The organism is Streptomyces sp. NPDC025618 (assembly GCF_055558795.1).
On sequence record NZ_JBVHLW010000032.1, the window covers coordinates 50,569 to 74,687 of the forward strand.

General features: G+C 70.7%; 23 protein-coding genes. 13 read left to right on the plus strand and 10 right to left on the minus strand.

Features of this window, described 5'->3' with window-relative positions; translation table 11 throughout:
• Positions 1–39: 39 nt before the first annotated feature.
• From ACZ4A5_RS23960 to ACZ4A5_RS23970, 3 genes are all read left to right on the plus strand, one after another.
• Positions 40–1,830 (plus strand): DEAD/DEAH box helicase, encoded by a 1,791-nt coding sequence (locus ACZ4A5_RS23960; protein WP_467587764.1) that lies wholly within the window; start codon positions 40–42, stop codon positions 1,828–1,830.
• 327 nt (positions 1,831–2,157) lie between these two features.
• A complete protein-coding gene (locus ACZ4A5_RS23965) occupies positions 2,158–2,799 on the plus strand; it encodes an IclR family transcriptional regulator (protein WP_361535753.1) in 642 nt (213 codons plus the stop codon).
• Positions 2,800–3,038: 239 nt separating this feature from the next.
• Positions 3,039–3,833 carry a YlbL family protein gene (locus ACZ4A5_RS23970; RefSeq protein WP_467587769.1) on the plus strand — a complete coding sequence of 265 codons (795 nt, stop codon included), beginning with the start codon at positions 3,039–3,041 and terminating at the stop codon, positions 3,831–3,833.
• Positions 3,834–3,845: 12 nt separating this feature from the next.
• On the opposite strand, the gene ACZ4A5_RS23975 is transcribed toward ACZ4A5_RS23970, so the two are convergent.
• From ACZ4A5_RS23975 to ACZ4A5_RS23995, 5 genes are all read right to left on the minus strand, one after another.
• On the minus strand, positions 3,846–4,841 hold the full coding sequence (locus ACZ4A5_RS23975) for a glycine betaine ABC transporter substrate-binding protein (RefSeq protein ID WP_467587773.1): 996 nt from the start codon (positions 4,839–4,841) through the stop codon (positions 3,846–3,848).
• Between the two features lies 1 nt (position 4,842).
• Entirely contained in the window at positions 4,843–5,715 is an 873-nt protein-coding gene (locus tag ACZ4A5_RS23980; protein ID WP_467587777.1) for an ABC transporter permease, read from the minus strand.
• A 223-nt stretch (positions 5,716–5,938) separates the two neighbouring features.
• A complete protein-coding gene (locus ACZ4A5_RS23985) occupies positions 5,939–7,198 on the minus strand; it encodes an ABC transporter ATP-binding protein (protein ID WP_467587780.1) in 1,260 nt (419 codons plus the stop codon).
• Positions 7,191–7,838: an ABC transporter permease gene (locus ACZ4A5_RS23990; protein WP_467587783.1), complete on the minus strand. Its 648-nt coding sequence runs from the start codon at positions 7,836–7,838 to the stop codon at positions 7,191–7,193. Before ACZ4A5_RS23990 ends, ACZ4A5_RS23985 begins: the two co-directional genes overlap by 8 nt.
• 77 nt (positions 7,839–7,915) lie before the next feature.
• The gene (locus ACZ4A5_RS23995; RefSeq protein WP_116212028.1) at positions 7,916–8,395 is read right to left on the minus strand and encodes an Lrp/AsnC family transcriptional regulator; all 480 of its coding nucleotides are present in this window, start codon (positions 8,393–8,395) and stop codon (positions 7,916–7,918) included.
• Between the two features lie 121 nt (positions 8,396–8,516).
• Here ACZ4A5_RS23995 and hppD point away from each other — a divergent pair, with 121 nt between their 5' ends.
• On the plus strand, positions 8,517–9,659 hold the full coding sequence (hppD, locus tag ACZ4A5_RS24000; RefSeq protein ID WP_467587787.1) for a 4-hydroxyphenylpyruvate dioxygenase: 1,143 nt from the start codon (positions 8,517–8,519) through the stop codon (positions 9,657–9,659).
• Between the two features lie 195 nt (positions 9,660–9,854).
• Positions 9,855–11,222, plus strand: a complete 1,368-nt coding sequence (locus ACZ4A5_RS24005; protein ID WP_467587790.1) for an FAD-binding oxidoreductase — start codon at positions 9,855–9,857, stop codon at positions 11,220–11,222.
• Between the two features lie 221 nt (positions 11,223–11,443).
• Here ACZ4A5_RS24005 and ACZ4A5_RS24010 read toward each other — a convergent pair whose 3' ends face one another.
• Entirely contained in the window at positions 11,444–11,848 is a 405-nt protein-coding gene (locus tag ACZ4A5_RS24010) for an SsgA family sporulation/cell division regulator (protein WP_467587793.1), read from the minus strand.
• Between the two features lie 539 nt (positions 11,849–12,387).
• On the opposite strand from ACZ4A5_RS24010, the gene ACZ4A5_RS24015 reads away from it, so the two are divergent.
• Positions 12,388–12,612: a hypothetical protein gene (locus ACZ4A5_RS24015; RefSeq protein ID WP_467587796.1), complete on the plus strand. Its 225-nt coding sequence runs from the start codon at positions 12,388–12,390 to the stop codon at positions 12,610–12,612.
• A 268-nt stretch (positions 12,613–12,880) separates the two neighbouring features.
• On the opposite strand, the gene ACZ4A5_RS24020 is transcribed toward ACZ4A5_RS24015, so the two are convergent.
• Positions 12,881–13,252 (minus strand): hypothetical protein, encoded by a 372-nt coding sequence (locus ACZ4A5_RS24020; protein WP_467587799.1) that lies wholly within the window; start codon positions 13,250–13,252, stop codon positions 12,881–12,883.
• Positions 13,253–13,254: 2 nt separating this feature from the next.
• On the opposite strand from ACZ4A5_RS24020, the gene ACZ4A5_RS24025 reads away from it, so the two are divergent.
• Complete coding sequence (locus ACZ4A5_RS24025) at positions 13,255–14,598, plus strand: RDD family protein (RefSeq protein WP_467587830.1); 1,344 nt, start codon at positions 13,255–13,257, stop codon at positions 14,596–14,598.
• A gap of 75 nt (positions 14,599–14,673) precedes the next feature.
• A complete protein-coding gene (locus ACZ4A5_RS24030; RefSeq protein ID WP_467587801.1) occupies positions 14,674–15,465 on the plus strand; it encodes an RDD family protein in 792 nt (263 codons plus the stop codon).
• Here the strand turns inward: ACZ4A5_RS24030 and ACZ4A5_RS24035 are convergent.
• Positions 15,451–15,738: a hypothetical protein gene (locus ACZ4A5_RS24035; RefSeq protein WP_467587804.1), complete on the minus strand. Its 288-nt coding sequence runs from the start codon at positions 15,736–15,738 to the stop codon at positions 15,451–15,453. The two genes, ACZ4A5_RS24030 and ACZ4A5_RS24035, sit on opposite strands and share 15 nt — an antisense overlap.
• 315 nt (positions 15,739–16,053) lie before the next feature.
• On the opposite strand from ACZ4A5_RS24035, the gene ACZ4A5_RS24040 reads away from it, so the two are divergent.
• Positions 16,054–18,459: an immune inhibitor A domain-containing protein gene (locus ACZ4A5_RS24040; protein ID WP_467587807.1), complete on the plus strand. Its 2,406-nt coding sequence runs from the start codon at positions 16,054–16,056 to the stop codon at positions 18,457–18,459.
• A gap of 130 nt (positions 18,460–18,589) precedes the next feature.
• Positions 18,590–18,916, plus strand: a complete 327-nt coding sequence (locus tag ACZ4A5_RS24045) for a hypothetical protein (protein WP_467587810.1) — start codon at positions 18,590–18,592, stop codon at positions 18,914–18,916.
• 32 nt (positions 18,917–18,948) lie between these two features.
• Here the strand turns inward: ACZ4A5_RS24045 and ACZ4A5_RS24050 are convergent, their stop codons facing one another.
• Positions 18,949–19,542: an isochorismatase family protein gene (locus ACZ4A5_RS24050; protein ID WP_467587813.1), complete on the minus strand. Its 594-nt coding sequence runs from the start codon at positions 19,540–19,542 to the stop codon at positions 18,949–18,951.
• Positions 19,543–19,699: 157 nt separating this feature from the next.
• Positions 19,700–21,028, minus strand: coding sequence for a nicotinate phosphoribosyltransferase (locus ACZ4A5_RS24055; RefSeq protein WP_467587815.1), 1,329 nt, complete (start codon positions 21,026–21,028; stop codon positions 19,700–19,702).
• A gap of 129 nt (positions 21,029–21,157) precedes the next feature.
• Here ACZ4A5_RS24055 and clpS point away from each other — a divergent pair, with 129 nt between their 5' ends.
• From clpS to ACZ4A5_RS24070, 3 genes are all read left to right on the plus strand, one after another.
• Complete coding sequence (gene clpS, locus ACZ4A5_RS24060) at positions 21,158–21,469, plus strand: ATP-dependent Clp protease adapter ClpS (RefSeq protein WP_467587834.1); 312 nt, start codon at positions 21,158–21,160, stop codon at positions 21,467–21,469.
• Positions 21,469–22,062 carry a DUF2017 domain-containing protein gene (locus tag ACZ4A5_RS24065; RefSeq protein ID WP_467587819.1) on the plus strand — a complete coding sequence of 198 codons (594 nt, stop codon included), beginning with the start codon at positions 21,469–21,471 and terminating at the stop codon, positions 22,060–22,062. The genes clpS and ACZ4A5_RS24065 overlap by 1 nt, the downstream gene beginning before the upstream one ends.
• A gap of 342 nt (positions 22,063–22,404) precedes the next feature.
• The gene (locus ACZ4A5_RS24070) at positions 22,405–23,895 is read left to right on the plus strand and encodes an amino acid permease (protein ID WP_467587822.1); all 1,491 of its coding nucleotides are present in this window, start codon (positions 22,405–22,407) and stop codon (positions 23,893–23,895) included.
• The last annotated feature ends 224 nt before the right edge of the window (positions 23,896–24,119 follow it).

Here is a 24,119-nt window from a genome sequence, read left to right on the forward strand (position 1 = left end):
TGACGCGGTTGCCGATCGCCGAGCCAGCCGACGGAGACCGTGACTACCACCACCGCCGCCAATCACCACCTCTCGCCCGCCTTCCCTGGCCGGGCCCCTTGGGGTACCGCGAACAAGCTGCGCGCCTGGCAGGAGGGCGCGATGGGGAAGTATGTACAGGAACAGCCCCGCGACTTCCTCGCCGTCGCGACCCCGGGCGCCGGGAAGACCACCTTCGCGCTCACCCTCGCCTCCTGGCTGCTGCACCACCACGTGGTGCAGCAGGTGACCGTCGTCGCCCCCACGGAGCACCTCAAGAAGCAGTGGGCGGAGGCCGCCGCCCGCATAGGCATCAAGCTCGACCCCGAATACAGCGCGGGCCCCCTCGGCCGCGAGTACCACGGCGTCGCCGTGACCTACGCCGGTGTGGGCGTGCGGCCCATGCTCCACCGCAACCGCTGCGAGCAGCGCAAGACCCTCGTCATCCTCGACGAGATCCACCACGCCGGTGACTCCAAGTCCTGGGGCGAGGCGTGCATGGAGGCGTTCGAGCCCGCGACCCGGCGGCTCGCGCTGACCGGCACGCCCTTCCGCTCGGACACCAACCCCATCCCCTTCGTCACCTACGAAGAGGGCAACGACGGCATCCGCCGCTCCGCCGCCGACTACACCTACGGCTACGGCAACGCCCTCGCCGACGGCGTCGTCCGGCCGGTCATCTTCCTCTCCTACAGCGGCAACATGCGCTGGCGGACCAAGGCGGGCGACGAGCTGGAGGCGCGCCTCGGCGAGCCCATGACCAAGGACGCCGTCTCCCAGGCGTGGCGCACGGCCCTGGACCCGCGCGGCGACTGGATGCCGAACGTGCTGCGCGCAGCCGACCGCCGCCTCAGCGAGGTCCGCAAGGCCATACCGGACGCCGGCGCCCTCGTCATCGCCTCCGACCAGGAGTCGGCCCGCGCCTACGCCAAGCTCATCCGCGAGATCACCGGCGAGGGCGCCACGCTCGTGCTCTCCGACGACAGCGGCGCCTCCCAGCGCATCGACGACTTCGCGCACTCCGACGCCCGCTGGATGGTCGCCGTCCGCATGGTGTCCGAGGGCGTGGACGTGCCGCGCCTCGCGGTCGGCGTCTACGCGACGACGATCTCCACCCCGCTGTTCTTCGCCCAGGCCGTCGGGCGCTTCGTGCGCTCCCGGCGGCGCGGCGAGACCGCGTCCGTCTTCGTGCCGACCATCCCCACGCTGCTGACCTTCGCCAACGAGATGGAGGTCGAGCGCGACCACGTCCTCGACAAGCCGAAGAAGGACGGCGAGGAGGACCCGTACGCCGAGGAGGACAAGCTCCTCGCCGAGGCCGAACGCCAGCAGGACGAGGACACCGGCGAGGACGACCAGCTGTCCTTCGAGGCGCTGGAGTCCGACGCGGTCTTCGACCGGGTGCTCTACGACGGCGCCGAGTTCGGCATGCAGGCGCACGCGGGCAGCGAGGAGGAGCAGGACTACCTCGGCATCCCCGGCCTGCTCGAACCCGACCAGGTGCAGATGCTGCTCCAGAAGCGGCAGGCGCGGCAGATCGCGCACAGCCGCAAGAAGCCGGACGCCGAGGTGGACCTCCTCGAACTCCCCGCCGAGCGGCGCCCGGTGGTCACCCACAAGGAGCTCCTCGAACTCCGCAAGCAGCTCAACTCCCTCGTCGGCGCCTACGTCCACCAGAGCGGCAAGCCGCACGGCGTGATCCACACCGAACTCCGCCGCGTCTGCGGCGGCCCCCCGAGCGCGGAAGCGACGGCGGGCCAGCTCAACGAACGCATCCGCAAGGTGCGGGAGTGGGCTACGCGGATGCAGTAGGCGGACGCGGGAGCCGGGATGTGCCGCAGGTCGTCGATGACCTGCGGCACAGCTGTTTTGGGCCCGCACCCGTCCGCATAGTGGGATCCGGCCCCCGGTATTCGTGAATCCGCCCCACGCTGCCCGGATGTTGGGCAGACTCTTCCGCTGAGCGGACCGGCGGCGCTACCGTGCCGGTCACGCACACGCCCCGTGGCAGCGCCGCCGCGGAGCGCAGCCGGTGCCTTGAGAAAAGCGGCCGGCGGCCTCTCCTCGCGCGCTGCCGGACGGGACCGGTGGCGCATCCCACCGCGATGACGGGCCGCCACTCATCGGAGGAGGGGCGTCGTGACCGCGGAAACCTCGCAGACGCTCGACAGAGGACTGCGTGTCCTGAAACTGCTCGCCGACACCGATCACGGTCTGACCGTCACCGAGCTCTCCACCAAGCTCGGCGTCAACCGCACGGTGGTCTATCGACTGCTCGCCACACTGGAACAGCACGCACTCGTGCGCCGCGACATCGGCGGCCGCGCACGGGTCGGCCTGGGGGTGCTGCGGCTCGGCCGCCAGGTCCATCCGCTGGTACGGGAGGCGGCCCTGCCCGCCCTGCGGTCACTGGCCGAGGACATCGGTGCCACGGCCCACCTGACCCTGGTCGACGGCACCGAGGCCCTGGCCGTGGCCGTCGTCGAACCGACGTGGACGGACTACCACGTGGCCTACCGCGCCGGCTTCCGCCACCCCCTGGACCGCGGGGCCGCGGGCCGCGCCATACTCGCCGCGCGCCGCGGCGAGGCGGACAACCCCGGCTACGCCCTGACGCACGGCGAACTGGAGGCGGGGGCCAGCGGGGCCGCGGCCCCGCTGCTCGGCGTCCTCGGCATCGAGGGGAGCGTCGGTGTGGTGATGCTCGCCGACTCGGTCCCGGACCGCGTGGGCCCACGGGTGATGGAGGCGGCGAAGGAGGTGGCGGACGCGCTTCGCTGACGCGGCGGCGGGTTGTCCGGGTGCGGGTCCGTATCCGGCCGTGGGTCCATCGCGTCCGCGCCCGGTTCCTCAGACGCTGGACGGGCTTGATCACTGCCCGGAACGGGCGGAAGCGCGCCCCCGCCGGGCCGTGTCCGAGCCTGCCCGGCACCTGAGCCCGATTCGCGGGCGGAGCCCACCACACCCGCACCGCTGCGCCGCCGGACGGCGAGCCGCGCACGGCAGGTAGATTCGATCGCATGCTTGCTCCGACCAGCACCCGCGCGCGCCTGGCGATCTGCGCCGCCCCCTTCGTCGCCCTGCTCGCCGTCGCCGCGTTCGTCCCCCTGCCCTTCGCCATCGCGCAGCCGGGGTCGACCGTGAACGTGCTCGGGTCGGACGAGGGCAAGCCGGTGATCACCCTCAGCGGTGCCGACAGCCGGCGGACCACCGGGCAGCTGCGGATGACCACGATCCAGGCCACCGGACCGCGCGTCGAGGTGAGCCTGAGCGAGGTGATCAGCGGCTGGTTCCGTACGGACCGCGCGGTCATGCCGCACGACGCCGTCTACCCCGTCGGCGACACCGACAAGGAGGTCGAGGCGCACAACACCGCCGAGATGAAGAAGTCGCAGGACTCCGCCTCCGAGGCAGCCCTGCGCTATCTCCACAAGTCCCCCGGCCAGGTGAAGGTCGGGCTCAGTCTCGCCGACGTCGGCGGACCCAGCGCCGGCCTGCTCTTCACCCTCGGGATCATCGACAAGCTGGACGGCGACGGCCGCGGTGGCGACCTCACCGGCGGCCGGACGATCGCCGGCACCGGCACGATCGAGCCGGACGGCACGGTGGGCGCGGTCGGCGGCGTCCCCCTGAAGACGCAGGCCGCGAAGCGGGACGGGGCGACGGTCTTCCTCGTGCCGCAGGGCGAGTGCTCGGACGCCCAGGCCAACCTCCCCAAGGGCCTGCGGCTGGTGCCGGTCGAGAAGCTCGCCGACGCGGTGACGTCCCTGAAGGACCTGGCCTCGGGCCGGGAGGACAAGGTGCCCACCTGCTGAAGGGGGCCGCCCTCACCCCTCGCGGATGAAGCCCTGCTCCACCAGCCAGTCCTTCGCCACGTCGTGCGGGTCCTCGCCCTCCACGTCGACCCGCGCGTTGAGCTCCCGCGCCACGTCGTTCGTCAGCTTCGCCGTGATCGGGTCGAGCACCTCCCGGATCGCCGGATACTTCCGCATCGCCGCGCTGTTGATCTCCGGCGCGGCGTTGTAGTTGGGGAAGAAGCCCTTGTCGTCCCGCGTGACGACGAGGTTCATCGCCTTGATCCGGCCGTCCGTCGTGAAGACCTCGCCGAACGTGCAGGAGCCGCCGCCGGAGACCTGGGTGTAGATGATCCCGCCGTCCATCTTCTGGATCCGGGAGGCGGGGATGTTCATGCCGTACGTCTTCGCCATCCCCGGCAGCCCGTCGTTGCGCGCCGCGAACTCGCTCTCCACACACAGCGACACCGCCGCCGGGTCGCGCTTCGACAGCCGGGCCACGTCGGAGAGGGTCCGCGTGCCGTACCGCTTCTCGTTCGCCTGGTTCAGCGCCAGCGCGTAGGTGTTGTTCAGGGCGGCCGGGGCGAGCCAGGTCAGGCCGTTCTTCGCGTCGGCGTCCACGACCGCCTGCCACTGCGCGCGCGGGTCGGCGATCGGGGTGTCATGGCCGAGGTAGGTGATCCAGGCGGTGCCGGTGTACTCGTACATCCCGTCCGCTCCACCGGACTTGACCGCCTCGCGGGCGCCGATCGAGCCCTGGATGTTGGTGCGGTCGAGCACCTTCGCGCCCGCCGCCTTGAAGGCGAGCCCCATGATCTGGCCGAGGACGATGTTCTCGCTGAAGTTCTTCGACGCCACGGTCAGGTCGGCGCCCTTGAGCGGCAGGCCCTGGCCGATCGAGCCCGGCCGGACGTCGTCGACCATCGGCGAGCCGCTGGTCAGCCCGCAGCCGCCGAGCGCGAGGGGCAGCAGGAGCGCGCCTCCGAGTGCCGCCGCCGCACGGCCCGTACGCCGCCTTGTCGCTCTCACCTCAGCCTCCCGCTTCCAGGCCGCGCGGCCGCAGCAGGATCTCGGCCAGCGACGCCAGCCAGTCCACGAGCAGCGCCAGCGCCACGGTCAGCACGGACCCCAGGACCAGCACCGGCATCCGCTGGTTGGTGATGCCGGACGCGATCAGGTCGCCGAGCCCGCCGCCCCCGCCGAAGTAGGCGAGCGTCGCCGTGCCCACGTTGAGCACGAGCGCGGTGCGCACACCGGCGAGGATCAGCGGTACGGCCAGCGGGAGTTCGACCCTGCCCAGCACCCCGAGGGCGGACATCCCGATCCCGCGCGCGGCCTCCACCAGGGTCGGGTCGATGGCCCGCAGGCCCGCCATGGTGTTGGAGAGGACGGGCAGCACGGCGTAGATGACGATGCCGACGAGCGCGGCGCGCATCCCGATGCCCATCCAGATCACCAGCAGCGCCAGCAGGCCGATCGCGGGCGTGGCCTGGCCGATGTTGGCGACGGCCATCACGACGGGCGCGGCGCGGCGCACCCGGCGGCGGGTCAGCAGGATGCCGAGCGGGATCGCGATGATCAGGACGAAGAACGTCGAGACGACGGTGAGCACGATGTGCTGGCGCAGCCGCAGCCAGACGTTGCCGTCCCCGATCGAGTTCTGGGCGATGGCGTCGAGGGTCGCGCCCCGGAACCAGAGCCAGGTGGCGAACAGGACGGCGAAGATGATCACCGGAAGGACGGTCAGCTTCGGCCAGGTGAGGCGGCGCGCGGGGGAGGCGGGCTCCTCGGCGGGCGGGTGGTGGAGACCGGGGTCGTCGAGCCCGCCGAGATCGTGCCGGCCACGATCCCGGTAGGCGCTTCCGTGCGCGTCGGGCTGCGGCCGGCCCTCACCCCAGGTCATGGCTCCCACCTTCGGCCGGGCCGGCGAGTTCCCCACCACCACCGCTGCGCGGCGGTGTCCTCAAGCGCCGGACGGGCTGGGTGTGGCTGGTGTGGTCGTGATCCTGCGCGCGGTCGCATGCGACGGCCCGCACATCCAGCCCGCGGGGGCACCTCCCAGCGGTAGCCGGGGGAGGACGCGGCCCGCACTCGGGCACCCGGAGACCACACCACGCCCTCCCGCCTCACGCCGTCTCCCCAGGCTCGCCCGGTGCCCCGCCTTCTTGCTCCTGGCGGGTCTGCTGCGCGCGCTGTTCCTCCAGGCGGTGCTGGTGTTCCACCGCGTCCAGGCGGTCCGCCTCCAGGAGTTCGTGCACCGACTTCATGAGGGTCTCCATGTCCACCACCCCCTCGTACTCCCCGCGCCGCCCGGTCACCGCCACCCGCCCGGCGTTGTCGATGAGGACCGCCTCCAGCGCGTCGCGCAGTGTCGCGTCGCGGGTGACCGTGTCGTGCACCAGCGTCCCGGCGCGTGCGAGGGAGCCCTTGGCGCGCATCAGGTCGCCGCGGCGCAGCCACTTGTAGGGGCGGCGGTGCCGGTCGAGGAGGAGCACCTCGTTGGCCGTGCCGGTGCGCAGCTGGTCGAAGATGGACTGCAAGGGGTCGTCGATCGTCGCGGTGGGGAAGGCGACCACGCCCACGTCCCGCACGCGCGTGAGGTTGAGCCGTTTGAGCGCCGCGCCGGCGCCGACGAAGCCGGAGACGAAGTCGTCGGCGGGGTTGGTGAGGATGGCCTCCGGGGTGTCGAACTGGGCGATGTGCGACCGCTCGCGGAGCACCGCGATCCGGTCGCCGAGCTTGATGGCCTCGTCGAAGTCGTGGGTGACGAAGACGATCGTCTTGTGCAGCTCGTGCTGGAGCCGGATCAGCTCGTCCTGGAGGTGGTCGCGGGTGATCGGGTCGACTGCGCCGAAGGGTTCGTCCATCAGGAGGACGGGCGGGTCGGCGGCCAGCGCGCGGGCGACGCCGACGCGCTGCTGCTGCCCGCCGGAGAGCTGGCGTGGATAGCGGCCGCGGAACTCGCCGGGGTCCAGCCCGACCAGGTCGAGCATCTCCTCCACCCGGGCGCTGATCCGCGCCTTCGGCCAGCCGGTCATCCTCGGTACGAGCGCGATGTTCTGGGCGACGGTCATGTGCGGGAACAGGCCGGACGACTGGATGGCATAGCCGATCTTGCGGCGCAGCCTGACCGGGTCCATGTCGGTGACGTCCTCGTCGTCGATCCGGATCCGGCCGGACGTCGGCTCGATCAGCCGGTTGATCATCTTCATGGTGGTGGTCTTGCCGCAGCCGGAGGGGCCCACGAAGACCACCAGTTCACCGGCCTTGATCTCCATGTTGACGCAGTCGACGGCGGGCGCCGAGGTGCCCGGATAGCGCTTGGTGAGGTTCTCCAGCTGGATGGTGGCGCCCGAGGGCGCGCCGGCCGCGGAGGGCTCAGGCACGGATCCCCCTCGGAATGGTCAGGCGTCCTATCAGCACATACGCCGCGTCGAAGAGCAAGGCGAGGACGACGATGCCGAGCGTCCCGGCCAGCACCTGGTTGAGCGCGTTGGCGCTGCCCAGGGAGGAGATGCCGCGGAAGATCTCGTTGCCGAGGCCGGGTCCGGAGGCGTACGCGGCGATGGCGGCGATCCCCATCAGCATCTGGGTGGCGACCCGGATGCCGGTGAGGATCGGCGGCCAGGCGAGCGGCAGCTCGATCCGGAACAGCCGGGCGAGCCGCGACATGCCGATGCCCTTCGCCGCGTCGACCAGCGAGGGATCCACCCCGCGCAGCCCCACGACGGCGTTGCGGACGATCGGCAGCAGGCCGTAGAGCACCAGGGCGGTGACCGTGGGCGCCACGCCCAGCCCGGTGACCGGGATCAGCAGGCCGATCAGGGCCAGGGAGGGGATGGTCAGCAGCGTCGCGGTGGCGGTGACCGCGAGGGCGCCGGCCCATTCGCTGCGGTAGGTGAGCACGCCGATCGTCACCCCGATCAGCGTGGCCGCCACCATGCACTGGAAGACGGCGCTCGCGTGCTGATACGTATCGGTCAGCAGCTGTGCGTGCCGGTTGCCGACGTATTTCCAGAAGCTCACCCGCTCACTCCTCGCCATCGCCGTGCCCGGTCGCCGGGGAGACCGGGGACCGGGAGAGCCGCCGCCGAAAAGCCGCGTCAGGGCCGGTACGGGTCCTCCGACGCCTGTTTCACCAGGGGGATGATCCGCAGGGGAACCGCGTTCTCCATCACGATCGCCGTGGAAGCCCGGACAATGCCATCAAAACCCACAACCCGGTCGATCACACGCTGGAGGTCGGCGTTCGAGCGTGCGACCAGGCGGCAGAGCATGTCGCCGTGGCCGGTCGTGGTGTGGAGCTCCAGCACCTCGGGAACGGTCGCCAGGTGGGTCCGCACGTCCGCGCCCTGCCCCTGCTTGATCTCCAGGGTCGCGAAGGCGGTGACGGGATACCCGAGCGCCGCCGGGTCCACGTCGGGCCCGAACCCCCGGATCACCCCCTGTGCCTGCAAGCGGTCGAGCCTCGCTTGCACGGTACCGCGCGCGACTCCCAGGCGGCGAGAGGCTTCCAGCACCCCGATGCGCGGCTCCTCGGCGAGCAGCTCGATGAGCCTGCCGTCCAGACGATCGATCGCCATGGTCGCCTCCCTGTGGTCATCGTGTACAGAACGCCTGGCATCGGCGCGCATACGCTATGCATTCTGCCCAGTGAATACGCGAACTATTGCGCACCTTGTGGATCGGCGGGAACCTGCGGCCATGACACAGACCACGGATCACACCCTTCACACCGCTCGGCAGGCCGACCCCTTCCCGGTCAAGGGCATGGACGCGGTGGTCTTCGCCGTCGGCAACGCCAAGCAGGCCGCGCACTACTACTCCACCGCCTTCGGCATGAAGCGCGTCGCCTACTCCGGACCGGAGAACGGCAGCCGCGAGACCGCGAGTTACGTGCTGGAGTCCGGCAGCGCCCGCTTCGTCTTCACCTCCGTCATCAAGGCGGCCACCGACCACGGCCGCTTCCTCGCGGAGCACGTCGCCGAGCACGGCGACGGCGTCGTCGACCTGGCCATCGAGGTGCCCGACGCGCGCGCCGCGTACGCCTACGCCGTCGAACACGGCGCCACGGGCGTCAAGGAGCCCCACGAGCTGACGGACGAGCACGGCACGGTCGTCCTCGCCACGATCGCCACCTACGGCCAGACCGTCCACACCCTGGTCGACCGCTCCGCCTACACCGGCCCCTACCTCCCCGGTTTCGAGGCCGCCGAGCCGATCGTGGAGGCCGGCCCCCGCCGCTTCCAGGCCATCGACCACTGTGTCGGCAACGTCGAGCTCGGCAAGATGGACGAGTGGGTGGCGTTCTACAACAACGTCATGGGCTTCACCAACATGAAGGAGTTCGTGGGCGACGACATCGCCACCGAATACTCCGCCCTCATGTCGAAGGTCGTCGCGGACGGCACCCGCAAGGTGAAGTTCCCGCTCAACGAGCCGGCGATCGCCAAGAAGAAGTCGCAGATCGACGAATACCTCGAGTTCTACGGCGGCCCCGGCGTGCAGCACATCGCGCTCGCCACGAACGACATCGTCGCGACCGTACGGGCCATGCGCGCGGCCGGCGTCCAGTTCCTGGACACCCCCGACTCCTACTACGACACCCTCGGCGACTGGGCGGGCGAGACGCGCGTCCCCGTCGAGACCCTGCGCGAGCTGAAGATCCTCGTCGACCGCGACGAGGACGGCTACCTGCTCCAGATCTTCACCAAGCCGGTGCAGGACCGCCCGACGGTCTTCTTCGAAATGATCGAACGCCACGGCTCGATGGGCTTCGGCAAGGGCAACTTCAAGGCCCTGTTCGAGGCGATCGAGCGGGAGCAGGAGAAGCGGGGCAATCTCTGAGTCTTGCGTTTCGCCCTCGGACGCCGGGCGGGCTGGATATCAGCCCGTCCGGCGTTTGAGGACGCGGCCGCAGGCCGCTGGGGTCCGGGGTCTCCCCGGTTTCGGGAAGGGGCGGGACAGGGGAACAAAGCACCGCGGGCCGACGGACCCGCGGCCCCGGTTCGGGGAGGGGCGGGGCGGGGAAAGAGTGACCACATGGGCGACCTGATCGAGCTGCTGTGCGAAGAACTCCCCGCGGAAGCGGTCCTCACCGACCCCGACGTCACCGCCTCCTACGCCAACGACATGGCCAGCTTCTGCGAAGCCGGCCGACCAGCCGTCGTCGTACTCCCCCGCACCGTGGAACACGTCCAGCACATCATGCGCACCGCGACAGCGCACCGCGTCCCCGTCGTCCCGCAAGGCGCCCGCACCGGACTCTCCGGCGCGGCCAACGCCAGTGACGGCTGCATCGTGCTGTCGCTCGTGAAGATGGACCGGATCCTGGAGATCGACCCGGTCGAGCGGATCGCCGTCGTCGAACCCGGCGTCGTCAACGCCGTGCTCTCCCGCGCCGTCGCCGAGCAGGGCCTCTACTACCCGCCGGATCCCTCCAGTTGGGAACAGTGCACCATCGGCGGCAACATCGGCACCGCCTCCGGCGGCCTCTGCTGCGTCAAGTACGGGGTGACCGCCGAGTACGTCCTCGGCCTCGACGTCGTGCTCGCCGACGGGCGCCTGCTGACCACCGGCCGCCGCACGGCCAAGGGCGTCGCGGGCTACGACCTCACCCGCCTCTTCGTCGGCTCGGAGGGCAGCCTCGGCGTGGTCGTGCGGGCCGTCCTCGCGCTCAAGCCCGCGCCGCCCCGACAGCTCGTGCTCGCGGCCGAGTTCCCCTCCACCGCGGCCGCCTGCGACGCCGTACGCGAGATCATGGCCCGCGGACACGCGCCCTCCCTCCTGGAGCTGATGGACCGCACCTCGCTCCACGCCGTCAACGCGCTCGCCCACATGGGGCTGCCCGAGAGCACGGAGGCCCTGCTCCTCGCCGCCTTCGACACCCCCGACCCCGCGCCCGACCTGGCCGCCGTCGCCGAGCTGTGCACCGCCGCCGGGGCGACGGAGGTCGTGCCCGCGGACACCCCGGCGGAGTCCGAACTGCTGCTCCAGGCACGGCGGCTCACCCTGCCCGCCCTGGAGGCGCTGAAGGCCGCCACAATGATCGACGACGTGTGCGTGCCCCGCTCCCGGCTCGCCGCGATGCTCGACGGCACGGCCGCCATCGCCGAGAAGTACGGCCTCACCATCGGCGTCTGCGCCCACGCCGGTGACGGCAACACCCACCCCGTCGTCTGCTTCGACCCCGCCGACGAGGACGAGACGCGGCGCGCGCGGGAGTCCTTCGACGAGATCATGGCGCTCGGCCTCTCGCTCGGCGGCACGATCACCGGGGAGCACGGGGTGGGCGTCCTCAAGCGGGAGTGGCTGGCACGGGAGCTCGGCCCGGTGGCGATGGAGGTCCAGCGCGGCATCAAGGCGGTCCTCGACCCGCTGGGGCTGCTGAACCCGGGCAAGGTCCTCTGAGCGGGCCCGGTGAGGTCCGGTACGGTCCGGCGGCTCCTCGAAGGGGCGCGGGGCCGTGGCACTGAGCGGCTCCGCCGCGTGGGCGCGACCGGCCACGGCACACCCGCGGATGGCGTACCGGACTTCCGGCGGAGCGCTCGGCGTCCGCCCGGAGGGTGCCCGCTTCATTCCTAGGGCAGACGTCCGTTTCCAGGGGCTTCGCCCCCCGGGCCCTGCCGCCCTCACGCTCCCAGGATCTCCCGCAGCGCCTCGTCCAGGGCGACGTCCTCGGAGCCCGGGGCCACCACGCGGAGCGTCCGCTCCAGCCAGCCCGTGACCGGCCGCGCGGGCGCCTCGAGCAGCGCGTCGCCGTCCGGTGACGACAGCGCCATGCACACGACGTTCCGCCCTTCCGCCACGGTCGGCCACACCCGCACGTCCCCGTGCCCGGCCGGGCGGAAGAGGCCCTCCATCAGCAGGTCGCGCGCGAAGGTCCAGCTCACGGGGGAGGCCGAGGTGACGTGGAAGGTGATGTTGACGGCGTACGGATCAGTCGTCCGGTAGCTCAGCCGGCAGGGCACCGGAACGGTGCGGTCCGGCGACAGCACCAGGTCGATCTGCAGCTCTCGTTCCACCACGGTGTGCATGAAGTGCGCCCTCTCTGCTCTGCGTTCCCTCGGTGCGTGGCCCTTCGCGAACGGGCCCGCACCGGATAGAGCGCGTCGACCCCCACACCATTACGCGACTTCGCCTCATCGATTACCGGACTCTTCGCGTCGCGCCACCGGATCGCACGTGTGAGTGGTCCCGCCCGCGGGACGGCCGCAGAGGAGAGAGCCGTCTGGTAGACCTGTCCGGAGCGTCCCTGGTTGCCTTTTGTGCATTGAGGTCACGAGGCACCGGAGCAGCGCGCAGGACGTGACGCGCGTGCGGCGGACCGAGGGTCCGCCGGCCGCCCGCCCACGACACGACACCCGGCACGGCCGAGCGGATACGGCACATCGCACACCACGAGCGCTCCTGCCTCAGGATCCGCCGACAGCAGCCCTGTGGAAGGCTTCTGTCCGGAGGGGGAGAACTGTCAACTGGGTACATTCTGCACCTGCTTGCCGCCAAGCCGCCGAGCAGGGTCCGACGGCGGACGGCTCGGCGGTGGTGCGCATGCCGACTCCCCCGGAGGGCTCAGTTGATCGACCTCAACCAGCTCCAGGCGATGCTTGGTCTCGTGACACCTGATCTGCTCGCGTCACTGCTGGGCCTGCCGCGCTCCGTTGCGAACGGAGTCCTCTATTGCGTGAATCAAAGGCCCTCCGATCCGCTGTCGTCATTGCCATGCGTCATGGCCGTCCCAGGCTTCGATCTCGGGGCCGTCATGCAAAAGGCCGGCCCGCTCCTGTCAGCTATCAGGTGATTCCCCGGAGGGTAAGGACCGGCTCCATGGACGACACCGGCCCACCATCCGACCACCGTGCCGCCACCGCGGCCTGTTGATTTCACGCGACTTCTTGGAAATGCGCCCTATACGCGCGTCGTGGTCATCCCGGGACCATTCGATCAGCGGGTTTCGACATGCCGTCGTGCTGTTTCGACGCCGTCAGGCGGTGGGCCCCGTTGTACAGCGCCATTCCCGCATCGGGTCGTCCTCAGGCCGGTGTTCCGGCGAATGCTGAAGGATCTCCTCAACGGAAGTGATCGACGGAGTGACCTTCTACGGCTTGGACGGACTGAGCGCCGACCTCAGGTTCCTCGTACGTATCTGCGAATAGCTCCCGATCGAGTGCCTTGCGCTCGACTTCCATGTCTTCGGTCTGTCGTTCGAAGGCAGTCTTTCGGTCGGTCTCCTTCTTCCTGGCTGGCCGGTCTTCGTTAATGTCCTCCTTGGGCAGGCGGATGTACCCGCCCGGCCGCTGTGGTAAGTACGACGCGTAACCCGTGCTCAAGCCGAGAGTCGTGGTGCGCCCTTGCTTGCGCAGTTGTGCGATGAGGGGATCGTCGATGCCGGAGACGGCGGACAAGTCAAGCGTGTTGGTGGCGAGCGGAGTTGGGGACATTGGTGACCTCTCCTAACGGCCCTGGGGATGTACCCATCGAGGGGTATTACCCAGACCCGTCCATTCCTGGCTATATCCGGTACTGGAGCGGCGCCGCCTGGGTGCCCGGCACCAGCCGGCCCGCGCCCGCCGAGGGCGATCCGCTGCCGGCGCCGCCCACCGGCTTCGCCGCGCCCGCCCCCGCGCTCGCCGCGCCCGTGCCGCCCACCCCGCGGCGCGCGGACGCCCCGCCCGCGGGCGGGGCGCTGCCGGAGGAGACCGGGCCGATGTTCCTCGACGAGGAGCCCGCCCTGCGGGAGGCCCGCGCGGAAGCGGCGGATCCGCGCACCGGCGACGGCGGCCGTGGCGGCCGCGCCCCCTGGGACGCCGCCGGCGGCCCGGTGATCCCCGCCGCCCGCGACCCCCGCCTCCCCGCGAGCCAGGAGACCCGCGCGCCGGAGCCGCCGCCCGCGCGGAGCGAGGCCCCGCCCGCCGCGGGAGCGGGCGGCCGGCCCGGCGGGACGATCCAGCTGCGCCCGTCCGCGAGCCCGCAGCCCGCCTCCTCGCCCGCGCCGCGGCCCTGGCCCGGCCCGGCGGCCCAGGAGGCGCCGCCGCGCGCCCAGGAGGCCCTCAAGGACACGCGCTCCGCGCAGGAGACGCCCGTGCTGCCCGCCGTTCCCGAGCGGCACGCGCTGCCCGCCCCGGCGGCCGAGCGCCCCGCCGCCGGAGGGTGGGCGCAGCAGGTGCACCAGCTGGCACAGCAGCAGCCCGCCGCCCGCCAGACCCAGGAGCGCGCGGAGCCGCGCGGCGGCGAGGCGCCCGCGCCCTGGAAGCCGCCCAAGGACGACCCGTTCCTGCGGGCCGCGCAGGAGCGGCAGGGCAGGCCCGCCTCCCTCGGCCGCCGCCTCCTGGCACGCCTGGTCGACTCCGCCGTGCTGGGCGCCGTCGTGGGCGCCGTGGCCGTGCCGCTGTGGCAGAAGTCCGCCGACCACATCGACGCCAAGGTGCAGCAGGCCAAGCAGTCCGGCCAGACCGTGACGGTCTGGCTGCTCGACGGCACCACCGGCCCGTATCTGGGCATCGTGCTGGGCGTCCTGCTGCTGGCCGGGCTGGTCTACGAGGCGCTGCCGACCGCCAAGTGGGGCCGCACGCTGGGCAAGAAGCTGTGCGGGGTGCGCGTGCTCGGCATCGAGTCGCACGACACGCCCTCCTTCGGGCAGGCCCTGCGGCGCTGGCTGGTCTACGGCGTGCTCGGCGTCCTGGCGGTCGGCGTGCTCGATGTCCTGTGGTGCCTGTTCGACCGGCCGTGGCGGCAGTGCTGGCACGACAAGGCGGCCCGTACGTTCGTGGCGTCCAACGGCCGCTGAGCGCCCGGCGCGCCGCCGCACTCGAACGGCATACGGCCGGATGCGGCCGCCGGAAGGCTGGGTTCTACTCGGGGCATGAGCACCCCCGAAGAGCCGCCAGAGGACGACCCGTTCCTGAAGAAGCCCCAGGAGCCGCCCGCCTCGCCGCCCCCCGGCGGCCCGGGCCCCGGCCAGGGTGCCACTCCGGGCGGCGGCCCGGGAGCCGGTGCCCCCGGCGGCGGCCCGTACGGCAGCGCCTCAGGCGGAGTGCCACCCTCCGGCGGTCCCTATGGCAGTGGTCCGGGCGGAGCGCCGCCCCCCGGCGGCCCGTATCCCGGTGGCCCCTACGGCGGTGACCCGTACGGCGGCGCCGGTGCTCCCGGCGGCGGGCCCGGCAATCCGTACGGCGATCAGTACGGCGCCAGGGACCCGCTCGCGGGCATGCCGCCGCTCGCCGCCCGCTGGCGGCGGCTCGTCGCCCGGATCATCGACGGCCTGCTCGTGTCCATCCCGGTCACCGCCGTCTTCTCGGCGGCCACCTGGGGCTGGGACTGGGATCTGTCGAACAACAACGGCAAGTCCACCAGCCTCGGCATCATCATCGCCGTCGTCTATTTCGTCTACGAGGGGCTGATGCTGACCAAGCGCGGCCAGACGGTCGGCAAGATGGTCATGCAGATCCGCGTGGCGATGCTGGAGAACGGCGCGGTCCCCGAAGGCACACCGGGCTGGACGCGCGCCGCCGTCTACTCCCTGCCCGAAGTCGTGCCCTGCTGCGGCTTCGTCTTCTGGCTGGTCAATGTGCTGTGGTGCACGTGGGATATGCCGTATCACCAATGCATTCACGACAAAGCGGCCAAGACCGTGGTGGTCTCAACCACGCATTGAGGTCTCCGTCATCCGGGTCTCGGCCGGCAGCGGCGCGCGCTGTCCGGGCAGCCGTCCCGCCCCGGCCGCGCGGGCCCGGCGGACCCTGGCGCGCAGCGCCGCCCGGGGCATCGGCACGGTCACGGCGACCAGCAGTCCGAGGGTGAGGGCGACAAGGGCAATGACCGCTATCCCGGGCCCTGTTCGCGTCTGCGACAGCAGCAGCATGGCGAGGGTCGAGATGACGACGGTGGCCGAACCATAGGCTATCTGTGCGGGGGTCGGACGCGGCATGGCGGGATCCGTCCTCGGGGCAACGTGTGGGGTGCGGAGCCGACTGGTGCGTACACCAAAACGACTCTATGGACCTGTCTGCCCGAGCGGAACTGCTGGTAAGCGTGACCTAATCCACGCTCTTGGAGCACGGGGGGCGCACGCGGGCATGCACCTGTCCAACAGGTGAGACAAGCACGCCCGTTGATGTCCGAAATTCGCAAGTTAAAGATCCCATAACGTACTTGGCTCACCAAGGGTCAGTCAAGATCTGTCTTTTCTTGTCTCGCTCCGGTCAAATACCTCCACGGTTGTTACTGGGGAGGACAGACACAAGTGAAGATCAGCCAACGGAGGGTCGTCAGATCCGCCGCCGTGGCCACGGTCGTCGCGCTGGGCGCGGCGACCCTTTCGGCACAGGTGGCGAACGCGGCCGGAGCGGCGGGGTCCGACCAGCCCGCCGCCGTCGAGCGCCATGACCCGGCGCAGGCCAAGCAGGGCGTCGAGCACGACCTCAAGGGTCCTTTCAGCAAGAAGAACGAAGCGCAGCGCAAGGCCGCCCTCGACAAGGTGCTGGCCGGGGACGCGAAGACCGAGCAGCGGGGCGGCTCGCAGGTCGTCCAGCTGGGCAAGGGCAAGTACGTGGAGCTGGCCCGGCAGAAGACCGACAAGATCTTCACGATCCTGGTGGACTTCGGCGACAAGGTCGACGACACCACGATGTACGACCCGGACGGGCCGGACGGCCCCAAGCCGCCCGTGAAGAAGTACGGCGGCACACCGGGCCCGGCGCACAACCGGATAGCCCAGCCGGACCGTGCGAAGGACAACAGCACGGCCTGGCAGAAGGACTACAACCGCGAGCACTACCAGGACCTCTACTTCTCGCACGACAAGAAGAAGGAGTCCCTCGCCAAGTACTACGAGAAGCAGTCCTCGGGCCGCTACTCGGTCGACGGCCAGGTGACGGACTGGGTGCGGGTGCCCTGGAACGAGGCCCGTTACGGCTCCAACTACTGCGGCTCCACCAACTGCCCCAGCGCCTGGGACCTGGTGCGCGACGCCGTCAACAAGTGGGTCGAGGACCAGAAGGCCGCCGGCCGCAGCGACGCCGACATCAAGGCGACGCTCGCGCAGTACGACCAGTGGGACCGCAACGACTACAACCACAACGGCAACTTCAACGAGCCCGACGGCTACATCGACCACTTCCAGATCGTGCACGCCGGCGAGGACGAGTCCGCCGGCGGCGGCGCGCAGAAGACCGACGCCATCTGGGCCCACCGCTGGTACGCCTACGGCTCGGACGCGGGCAAGACCGGCCCGGCGGACAACAAGGCCGGTGGCACCCAGATCGGTGACACCGGCATCTGGGTCGGCGACTACACCATGCAGCCGGAGAACGGCGGCCTCGGCGTCTTCGCCCACGAGTACGGCCACGACCTGGGCCTCCCCGACGAGTACGACACCACAGGCAAGGGCGAATCGTCCGTCGACTACTGGTCGTTGATGTCGGCGGGCTCCTGGCTCGGCACCGGCAAGGAGTCCATCGGTGACCTGCCCGGCGACATGAGCGCCTGGGACAAGCTCCAGCTGGGCTGGCTCAACTACGACAAGGCGAAGGCGGCGACGAAGTCGACGCACAAGCTCGGCGTGGCGGAGTACAACACCAAGGACAAGCAGGCGCTCGTCGTCGACCTGCCCGACAAGGCGGTCAGGACCGACGTGGTCAAGCCCGCCGAGGGCGCCAAGCAGTGGTGGGGCGGTCAGGGCGACGACCTGAAGAACACCCTGACCCGGCCCGTCGACCTCACCGGCAAGTCGAAGGCCCGGCTGGACCTTTCGGGCTGGTGGGACATCGAGGCCAACTACGACTACCTCTACGCCGAGGTCTCCACCGACGGCGGCGCCAACTGGACCCCGCTCGACGGCACCGCCGACGGCAAGGCCATCACCCGGGACGGCGGCGACCGGCCCGCGCTGACCGGCACCTCCGGCGCGTACAGGAAGCTGGCGTACCCGCTGGACGCCTACGCGGGCAAGAAGATCGACCTGCGCTTCCGCTACCAGACCGACGGCGGCACCTCCGGCAAGGGCTTCACCGCCGACGCCATCAGCGTCACCGCCGACGGCACCGCCCTCTTCACGGACGGCGCCGAGGGCGACGACAACGGCTGGACCTCCCACGGCTTCTCGCGCATCGGCGAGTCCTTCACCAAGGACTACCCGCAGTACTACATCGCCGAGAACCGCCAGTACGTCTCCTACGACCAGACCCTCAAGGCCGGCCCGTACAACTTCGGCTGGAAGAGCACCCGGCCGGGCTGGGTCGAGCACTTCCCCTACCAGAAGGGCCTGTTGATCTGGAAGTGGGACACCTCGCAGCCCGACAACAACGTCGGCCTGCACCCGGGCACCGGCCGCATCCTGCCGGTCGACGCCCACGCCAAGGCGGAGAAGTGGGCGGACGGCTCGCTGATGCGCAACCGCTTCCAGGCGTACGACTCGACGTTCAGCTGGTTCCCGACGCAGGGCTACACCGTGCACAACGACGGCGTCGCCACCCGCGTCAAGGGCAAGCTCGGCACGCCGGTCTTCGACGACCGCAAGGGCTCGTACTACGACGAGAGCAACCCGACGGGCGGCGTGCGCGTTACTGACACCAACACCAGGATCCGCATCCTCACCGAGGCGCTGAACGGCTCCACGATGACGATCCAGGTGGGCCCGTCCACCCGGTAAACCGCCAGTAATCGGCGTTTTCGCAGGTCAAAGACGTATCGGCCGTCGCCCTCTAGCGGGCGGCGGCCGATCGCGTTTAGATGACTGTCGTGACGCTCTTATTGACACAGGTGGGGGAGAGGTGGCGCGGATGGCAGGTGGCGGGTTCATGAAGCTGCCGGGCGGCAGCGTGGTCGTCGCCCTGTCGCTGCCGACGCCTCCGGGCGGCGGCGCACCGCCCGGAGGGCGTGTCCGGGTCCTGGTCCACGCGGCGAACCGCGCGCGGGCGCTGACCCGCCTGCGCAACCTCGGCCTGCGGGCCGTCTACCTCAGGGGAAACAGCGAGCCCCCCACGCCGGACGAGATAACCGCGGTCCTGCACCACCCGGACGGCCTGGTCTGGCGGGCGGACCCGGGCGACGACACGGAGTCCTGGCACCCGATAGCGACCCTCTTCCCCCGCCGCTCGGTGGCGTAGCCGCAGCCGGCCGACGGCCCGCGGCGGGGCCCTCACCCCCCGGAGAGCACCGGCTTGCCGCTCAGCTCCACGCCCGCCGCGCGGAGCTCGTCCAGGGCCTTCTCCGTCGTGTGGGGGGAGACGCCCGCAGTCAGGTCCAGGAGGACATGCGTCGCGAAGCCCTCCGCGCGGGCGTCCAGGGCGGTGGCGCGGACGCAGTGGTCCGTGGCGAGGCCGACGATGTCGACCTCCGTCACGCCCCGCTCGCGCAGCCAGTCGCCGAGCGCCGTGCCGTTCTCGTCGGTGCCCTCGAAGCCGCTGTACGCCGCCGCGTGGGCACCCTTGTCGAAGACGGCCTCTATGGCGCCGGAGGCGATGACGGGCGCGACGTTCGGGTGGAAGCCGCTGCCCTCCGTGCCGGCCACGCAGTGCACGGGCCAGGAGTGCTCGAAATCGGGGTGCTCGGAGAAGTGATCGCCGGGATCTATGTGGTGGTCGCGCGTCGCGACGATGTGCCGATAGCCGGGGGCGGCCTCACCGACGAGATCGGTGATGGCGGCGGCCACGTCGGCCCCGCCGGCCACCGCGAGGCTGCCGCCCTCGCAGAAGTCGTTCTGCACGTCGACGATGATCAGTGCACGCTGCATAGTGCGGATCCTTTGTGAAGGGCCCTCGGCCGACAGTGCGGATCAAGTCGCTGTGACCGAGGGTAGTGACTCCCGTGGCGTATTGGGAGGGGGTCTCGGCGCGCCCGGACCGCGCACCGGTGGCGGTGCGCCCAGGTCAGCATGCGGACCCCGCCCGTCAGGCGTACTCCGTCGGCAGCACCGGCTCGCCGCGGGAGAGCTGTGTGGCCGACATCGGCAGTCCCGCCCGGGCCGCCTTGTGCCGGTCGCGGACGGCGTCCAGGGGCTCCCGGGCGACGGTCTCGCCGCCGCGTACGAGCTCCACGAGCAGCTGCCGGTCCGCGAGCTCCGGCGGCACCTCGCCGGTGCCCACGACCTCGGCCTCGGCCACGCCGTTCGCGTCGAGGCGGCGGGCGGCCCACTTGCGGCCGCCGACGGAGCTCTTGCCGCCCATGGACTTCTTCGCCACCGGCCGCAGCCCGGCGTCCGGGTCGGCGGAGTCCGCGCGGGCCACCAGCTTGTAGACCATCGAGCAGGTGGGGTGCCCGCTGCCGGTCACCAGCTGGGTGCCCACGCCGTAGGCGTCCACCGGCGCGGCGGCCAGCGAGGCGATGGCGTACTCGTCGAGGTCGCTGGTGACGACGATCTTCGTCCGGGTGGCCCCGAGCTCGTCCAGCTGCCGGCGCACCCGGTGGGCGAGGAGCAGCAGGTCGCCGGAGTCGATCCGCACGGCGCCCAGCTCGGGGCCCGCGATCTCCACGGCCATCCGGACGGCCTCGGTGACGTCGAAGGTGTCCACCAGGAGGGTGGTGCCCCCGCCGAGCGAGTCGACCTGGGCGGTGAAGGCGTCCCGCTCGCTGTCGTGCAGCAGCGTGAAGGCGTGCGCACTGGTGCCGACCGTCGGAATGTTGTATCGGAAGCCCGCCGCCAGGTCGGAGGTGCTGGCGAAGCCGCCGACGTAGGCGGCGCGGGCGGCGGCGACGGCCGCGAGCTCGTGGGTGCGCCGGGCGCCCATCTCGATCAGCGGCCGTCCGCCCGCGGCGGCCGACATCCGGGAGGCCGCGGCGGCGACCGCGGAGTCGTGGTTGAGGATCGAGAGGATCACCGTCTCCAGCAGCACCGCCTCGGCGAAGCTGCCCTCGACCCGCATGATCGGCGAGCCGGGGAAATAGACCTCGCCCTCGGGGTAGCCCCAGATGTCCCCGCGGAAGCGGAAGTCGGCCAGCCACGCGAGCGTCGGCTCGTCGACGATGTGCTGGTCGGCCAGGAACTTCAGGACGTCGGGGTCGAAGCGGAAGTTCTCCACCGCGTCCAGGACCCGGCCGGTGCCCGCCACGACGCCGTAGCGGCGGCCTTCGGGGAGCCTGCGGGTGAAGACCTCGAACACCGAGCGCCGGTCCGCGGTGCCGGACCGCAGGGCGGCCTGGAGCATCGTGAGCTCGTAACGGTCGGTGAAGAGGGACGTCGACGGCACAGCCACCGGCAGTCCCAGGTCCGCAGCGTTCACTTCGCCCTACCTCGCATTTCCGTCCTGTCCTTCGCGACGATGCTACCGCGAATACTCGTCAGAGTGACGATTTCTTGGGGGGCTGTTTGCCGGGACCCGTTTGTGCGCCGGCCGGGCCTGAGTGGCAGCATGGGAGGCGTGAGCGTTGCCCCTGTTGAGATCGAACGTCCCGAGTCGAGCGAGGCGCCCTACGCGGTGGCGGAGCCCGATGTTCCCTGGGTCACGTTGGTTCACAACGACCCTGTCAACCTTATGAGTTATGTGACGTATGTCTTCCAGGCTTACTTCGGATATCCCAAGGACAAGGCCCATAAGCTGATGCTCGACGTCCACCAGAAGGGCCGCGCGACCGTTTCCAGCGGCAGCCGCGAGGAGATGGAGCGTGACGTGCAGGCGATGCACGGATACGGCCTGTGGGCGACCCTTTCGCAGGACCGCTGATGGCCGGGCACTTCGAGCCGCTCGCCGGCGGCGGGGCCGCCGTCGCGCTCGACGAGGTCGAGATCTCCATCCTGCGCAGCCTCGCCGTGCAGCTGCTGGAGCTGATCGGCCCGGGGGACGGGCACGGCCCGGACGACGCGGACCCGCTCGCCCGCCTCTTCGCGGAGGGCCCCAGCGAGCCGCCCGCCGACCCCGCCCTCGCCCGGCTCTTCCCCGACGCGTACGGTGAGCCCGGGTCCGCGCAGGATCCGCAGGAGCGCGCGCACGCGGCCGAGTTCCGCCGCTACACGGAGAACGACCTGCGGGCCCGCAAGCGCGAGGACGCCCTCGGCGTCGTCCGCTCGCTGGACTCGCTGACGGCCGGCGGTGACCGCGGCGCGGTGCTGCGGCTGGCGCCGGAGGACTGCCGCCGGTGGCTCGGCGCGCTCAACGACCTCCGGCTCGCCATCGGCACCCGGCTGGAGGTCAGCGACGAGGACGACAGCGACGAGCTCTTCCGGCTGCCGGACGAGGATCCGCGCAAGCCGATGGTGATGGCGTACCTCTGGCTGGGGGGCCTCCAGGAGACCCTCGTCGAGGCGCTGATGCCCTGATCCGGGGACCGTACGGACCCCTCGATTCCGTCCGGAATGCGAACACCCTTCACCGGGTGTTCGCTCAGCGGACGCTCAATTCCGGATAACGATCGCGTTACCGTGCAGGCCGCCAATGAGCGGCCTTTTTGCATTTGTCCTACTTTAAAAGTGGCCCAGGCCACACGCGGGTAGACGATCTCATTGCGCCACGTGATAAATCTTCACGACCTGCCTCCGTGACGCCACCCATGTCGCGGCGGGAGCGCTTCGCCGGCCGACCGTCGGCACGCAGGACTCCATCCGGGGGGATCTGGACCCGGTCCGAATTTGTCGGACCGGTATGGAGAAAGGCGCACCACCATGACCTCTGAGCAGGTCGCGGACCGCTCCGCCAACGCGGAGGCCGCACGGCAGGACGGAAGCGGACAGGACGCTTCCGAGGGTTACCAGCGGGGGCTGGGCAACCGGCAGATTCAGATGATCGCCATCGGCGGTGCCATCGGCACCGGCCTCTTCCTCGGCGCGGGCACGGCCATCCACCGGGCCGGACCCAGCCTGATCCTGGCCTACGCGATAGCCGGCCTCGTCATCTTCTTCATCATGCGCGCGCTCGGCGAGCTGCTCATGTACCGCCCGGTCTCGGGCTCCTTCTCCGACTACGCACGCGAATTCCTCGGCCCCTTCTGGGGCTATGTGACCGGCTGGACGTACTGGCTCTTCTGGGTCGTCACCGGCATCACCGAGGTCACCGCCGCGGCCACCTATGTGAACTTCTGGTCCAAGGGCAGCATCCCGCAGTGGGCCTCGGCACTCGGTTTCACGGTCGTCCTCTACTTCGCCAACCTGATCTCCGTGAAGCTCTTCGGCGAGCTGGAGTTCTGGTTCTCCATGGTCAAGGTCACCGCCATCATCGGCATGATCCTGATCGGCATCGGCGTGATCACCCTCGGCTTCTCCGACGCCGGTGACACCGCCACCTTCAGCAACCTCTGGTCGCACCACGGCTTCTTCCCCAACGGCATCAAGAGCACCCTGATGACGTTGCAGATCGTGATGTTCGCCTTCCTCGCCGTCGAGCTCGTCGGCGTCACCGCGGGCGAGGCGAAGGACCCCAGGAAGACCCTCCCCAAGGCGATCAACACCGTTCCGTGGCGGATCGCGGTCTTCTACATCGGCGCCCTCGTCATCATCCTGGCCGTCGTGCCGTGGACCGAGTTCATGCCCGGCGTCAGCCCCTTTGTGGCCGCCTTCGAGAAGATCGGCCTCCCCGCGGGCGCCGGCATCGTCAACTTCGTCGTCCTCACCGCGGCCCTCTCCTCCTGCAACTCCGGGATGTACTCCACCGGCCGCATGCTGCGCGACCTCGCGCTCAACGGCCAGGGCCCGAAGTTCTTCGCCCAGCTGACGAAGAAGGGCCTGCCGCTGCGCGGCACGACCGCCTCCGCCGCCCTGATGCTGGTCGGCGTCTGGATCAACTACCAGTGGCCGGGCCAGGCGTTCACCTACGTCGTCTCCTTCGCCACCATCTCCGGCATGTGGGCCTGGATCATGATCCTCGTGGCCCAGCTCCGCTACCGCTGGATGGCGAACAAGGGCCTCCTCCCGCAGTCCGCGTTCAAGGCCCCCGGCGCCCCCTGGACCAGCGCCTTCGCGCTCGCCTTCATCTTCATGGTGATCGTGCTGATGGGCATCGACAAGGACTCCCGGGTCTCGCTCTACTGCGCCCCCGTCTGGGCCGCGCTCATGGTCGTCTCCTACTACGCGCTCAAGCGCCGCAACCCGCAGGCGTTCACCCGCAAGTCCCCCGAGCACTACGCGCAACTGGCGGCAGCCACCCGCGCGGAGCCGTAACCCTGACGCCGCGCGGCGGTGGGTTGTCGAGCTTGCTCGAACTCCCTCGGCTGCCTCCCCGGACTCCGTCCGGGGAGGCAGCCCCAGAAGTGCCACCAACGGGCTTGATCCGGCCGACGCGTCGGCCGGATCAAGCCCGTCCGGCGTTTTGGGGAAACACCGCGCGAAGGGGGAGCGGGAGACACGGCCCGCGGAAGAAGAGATGGTCGAGGAATCCAAAGGTT

Coding starts and splice junctions, on each gene's coding strand:
- ACZ4A5_RS23970 (WP_467587769.1), top strand. CDS start 3,039: ATGCTTGCTCCGACCAGCACCCGCGCGCGCCTGGCGATCTGCGCCGCC.
- ACZ4A5_RS23980 (WP_467587777.1), bottom strand. CDS start 5,715: ATGACCTGGGGTGAGGGCCGGCCGCAGCCCGACGCGCACGGAAGCGCC.
- ACZ4A5_RS23995 (WP_116212028.1), bottom strand. CDS start 8,395: ATGGCGATCGATCGTCTGGACGGCAGGCTCATCGAGCTGCTCGCCGAG.
- hppD (WP_467587787.1), top strand. CDS start 8,517: ATGACACAGACCACGGATCACACCCTTCACACCGCTCGGCAGGCCGAC.
- ACZ4A5_RS24005 (WP_467587790.1), top strand. CDS start 9,855: ATGGGCGACCTGATCGAGCTGCTGTGCGAAGAACTCCCCGCGGAAGCG.
- ACZ4A5_RS24010 (WP_467587793.1), bottom strand. CDS start 11,848: ATGCACACCGTGGTGGAACGAGAGCTGCAGATCGACCTGGTGCTGTCG.
- ACZ4A5_RS24020 (WP_467587799.1), bottom strand. CDS start 13,252: ATGTCCCCAACTCCGCTCGCCACCAACACGCTTGACTTGTCCGCCGTC.
- ACZ4A5_RS24030 (WP_467587801.1), top strand. CDS start 14,674: ATGAGCACCCCCGAAGAGCCGCCAGAGGACGACCCGTTCCTGAAGAAG.
- ACZ4A5_RS24035 (WP_467587804.1), bottom strand. CDS start 15,738: ATGCCGCGTCCGACCCCCGCACAGATAGCCTATGGTTCGGCCACCGTC.
- ACZ4A5_RS24045 (WP_467587810.1), top strand. CDS start 18,590: ATGGCAGGTGGCGGGTTCATGAAGCTGCCGGGCGGCAGCGTGGTCGTC.
- ACZ4A5_RS24050 (WP_467587813.1), bottom strand. CDS start 19,542: ATGCAGCGTGCACTGATCATCGTCGACGTGCAGAACGACTTCTGCGAG.
- clpS (WP_467587834.1), top strand. CDS start 21,158: ATGGGAGGCGTGAGCGTTGCCCCTGTTGAGATCGAACGTCCCGAGTCG.
- ACZ4A5_RS24065 (WP_467587819.1), top strand. CDS start 21,469: ATGGCCGGGCACTTCGAGCCGCTCGCCGGCGGCGGGGCCGCCGTCGCG.
- ACZ4A5_RS24070 (WP_467587822.1), top strand. CDS start 22,405: ATGACCTCTGAGCAGGTCGCGGACCGCTCCGCCAACGCGGAGGCCGCA.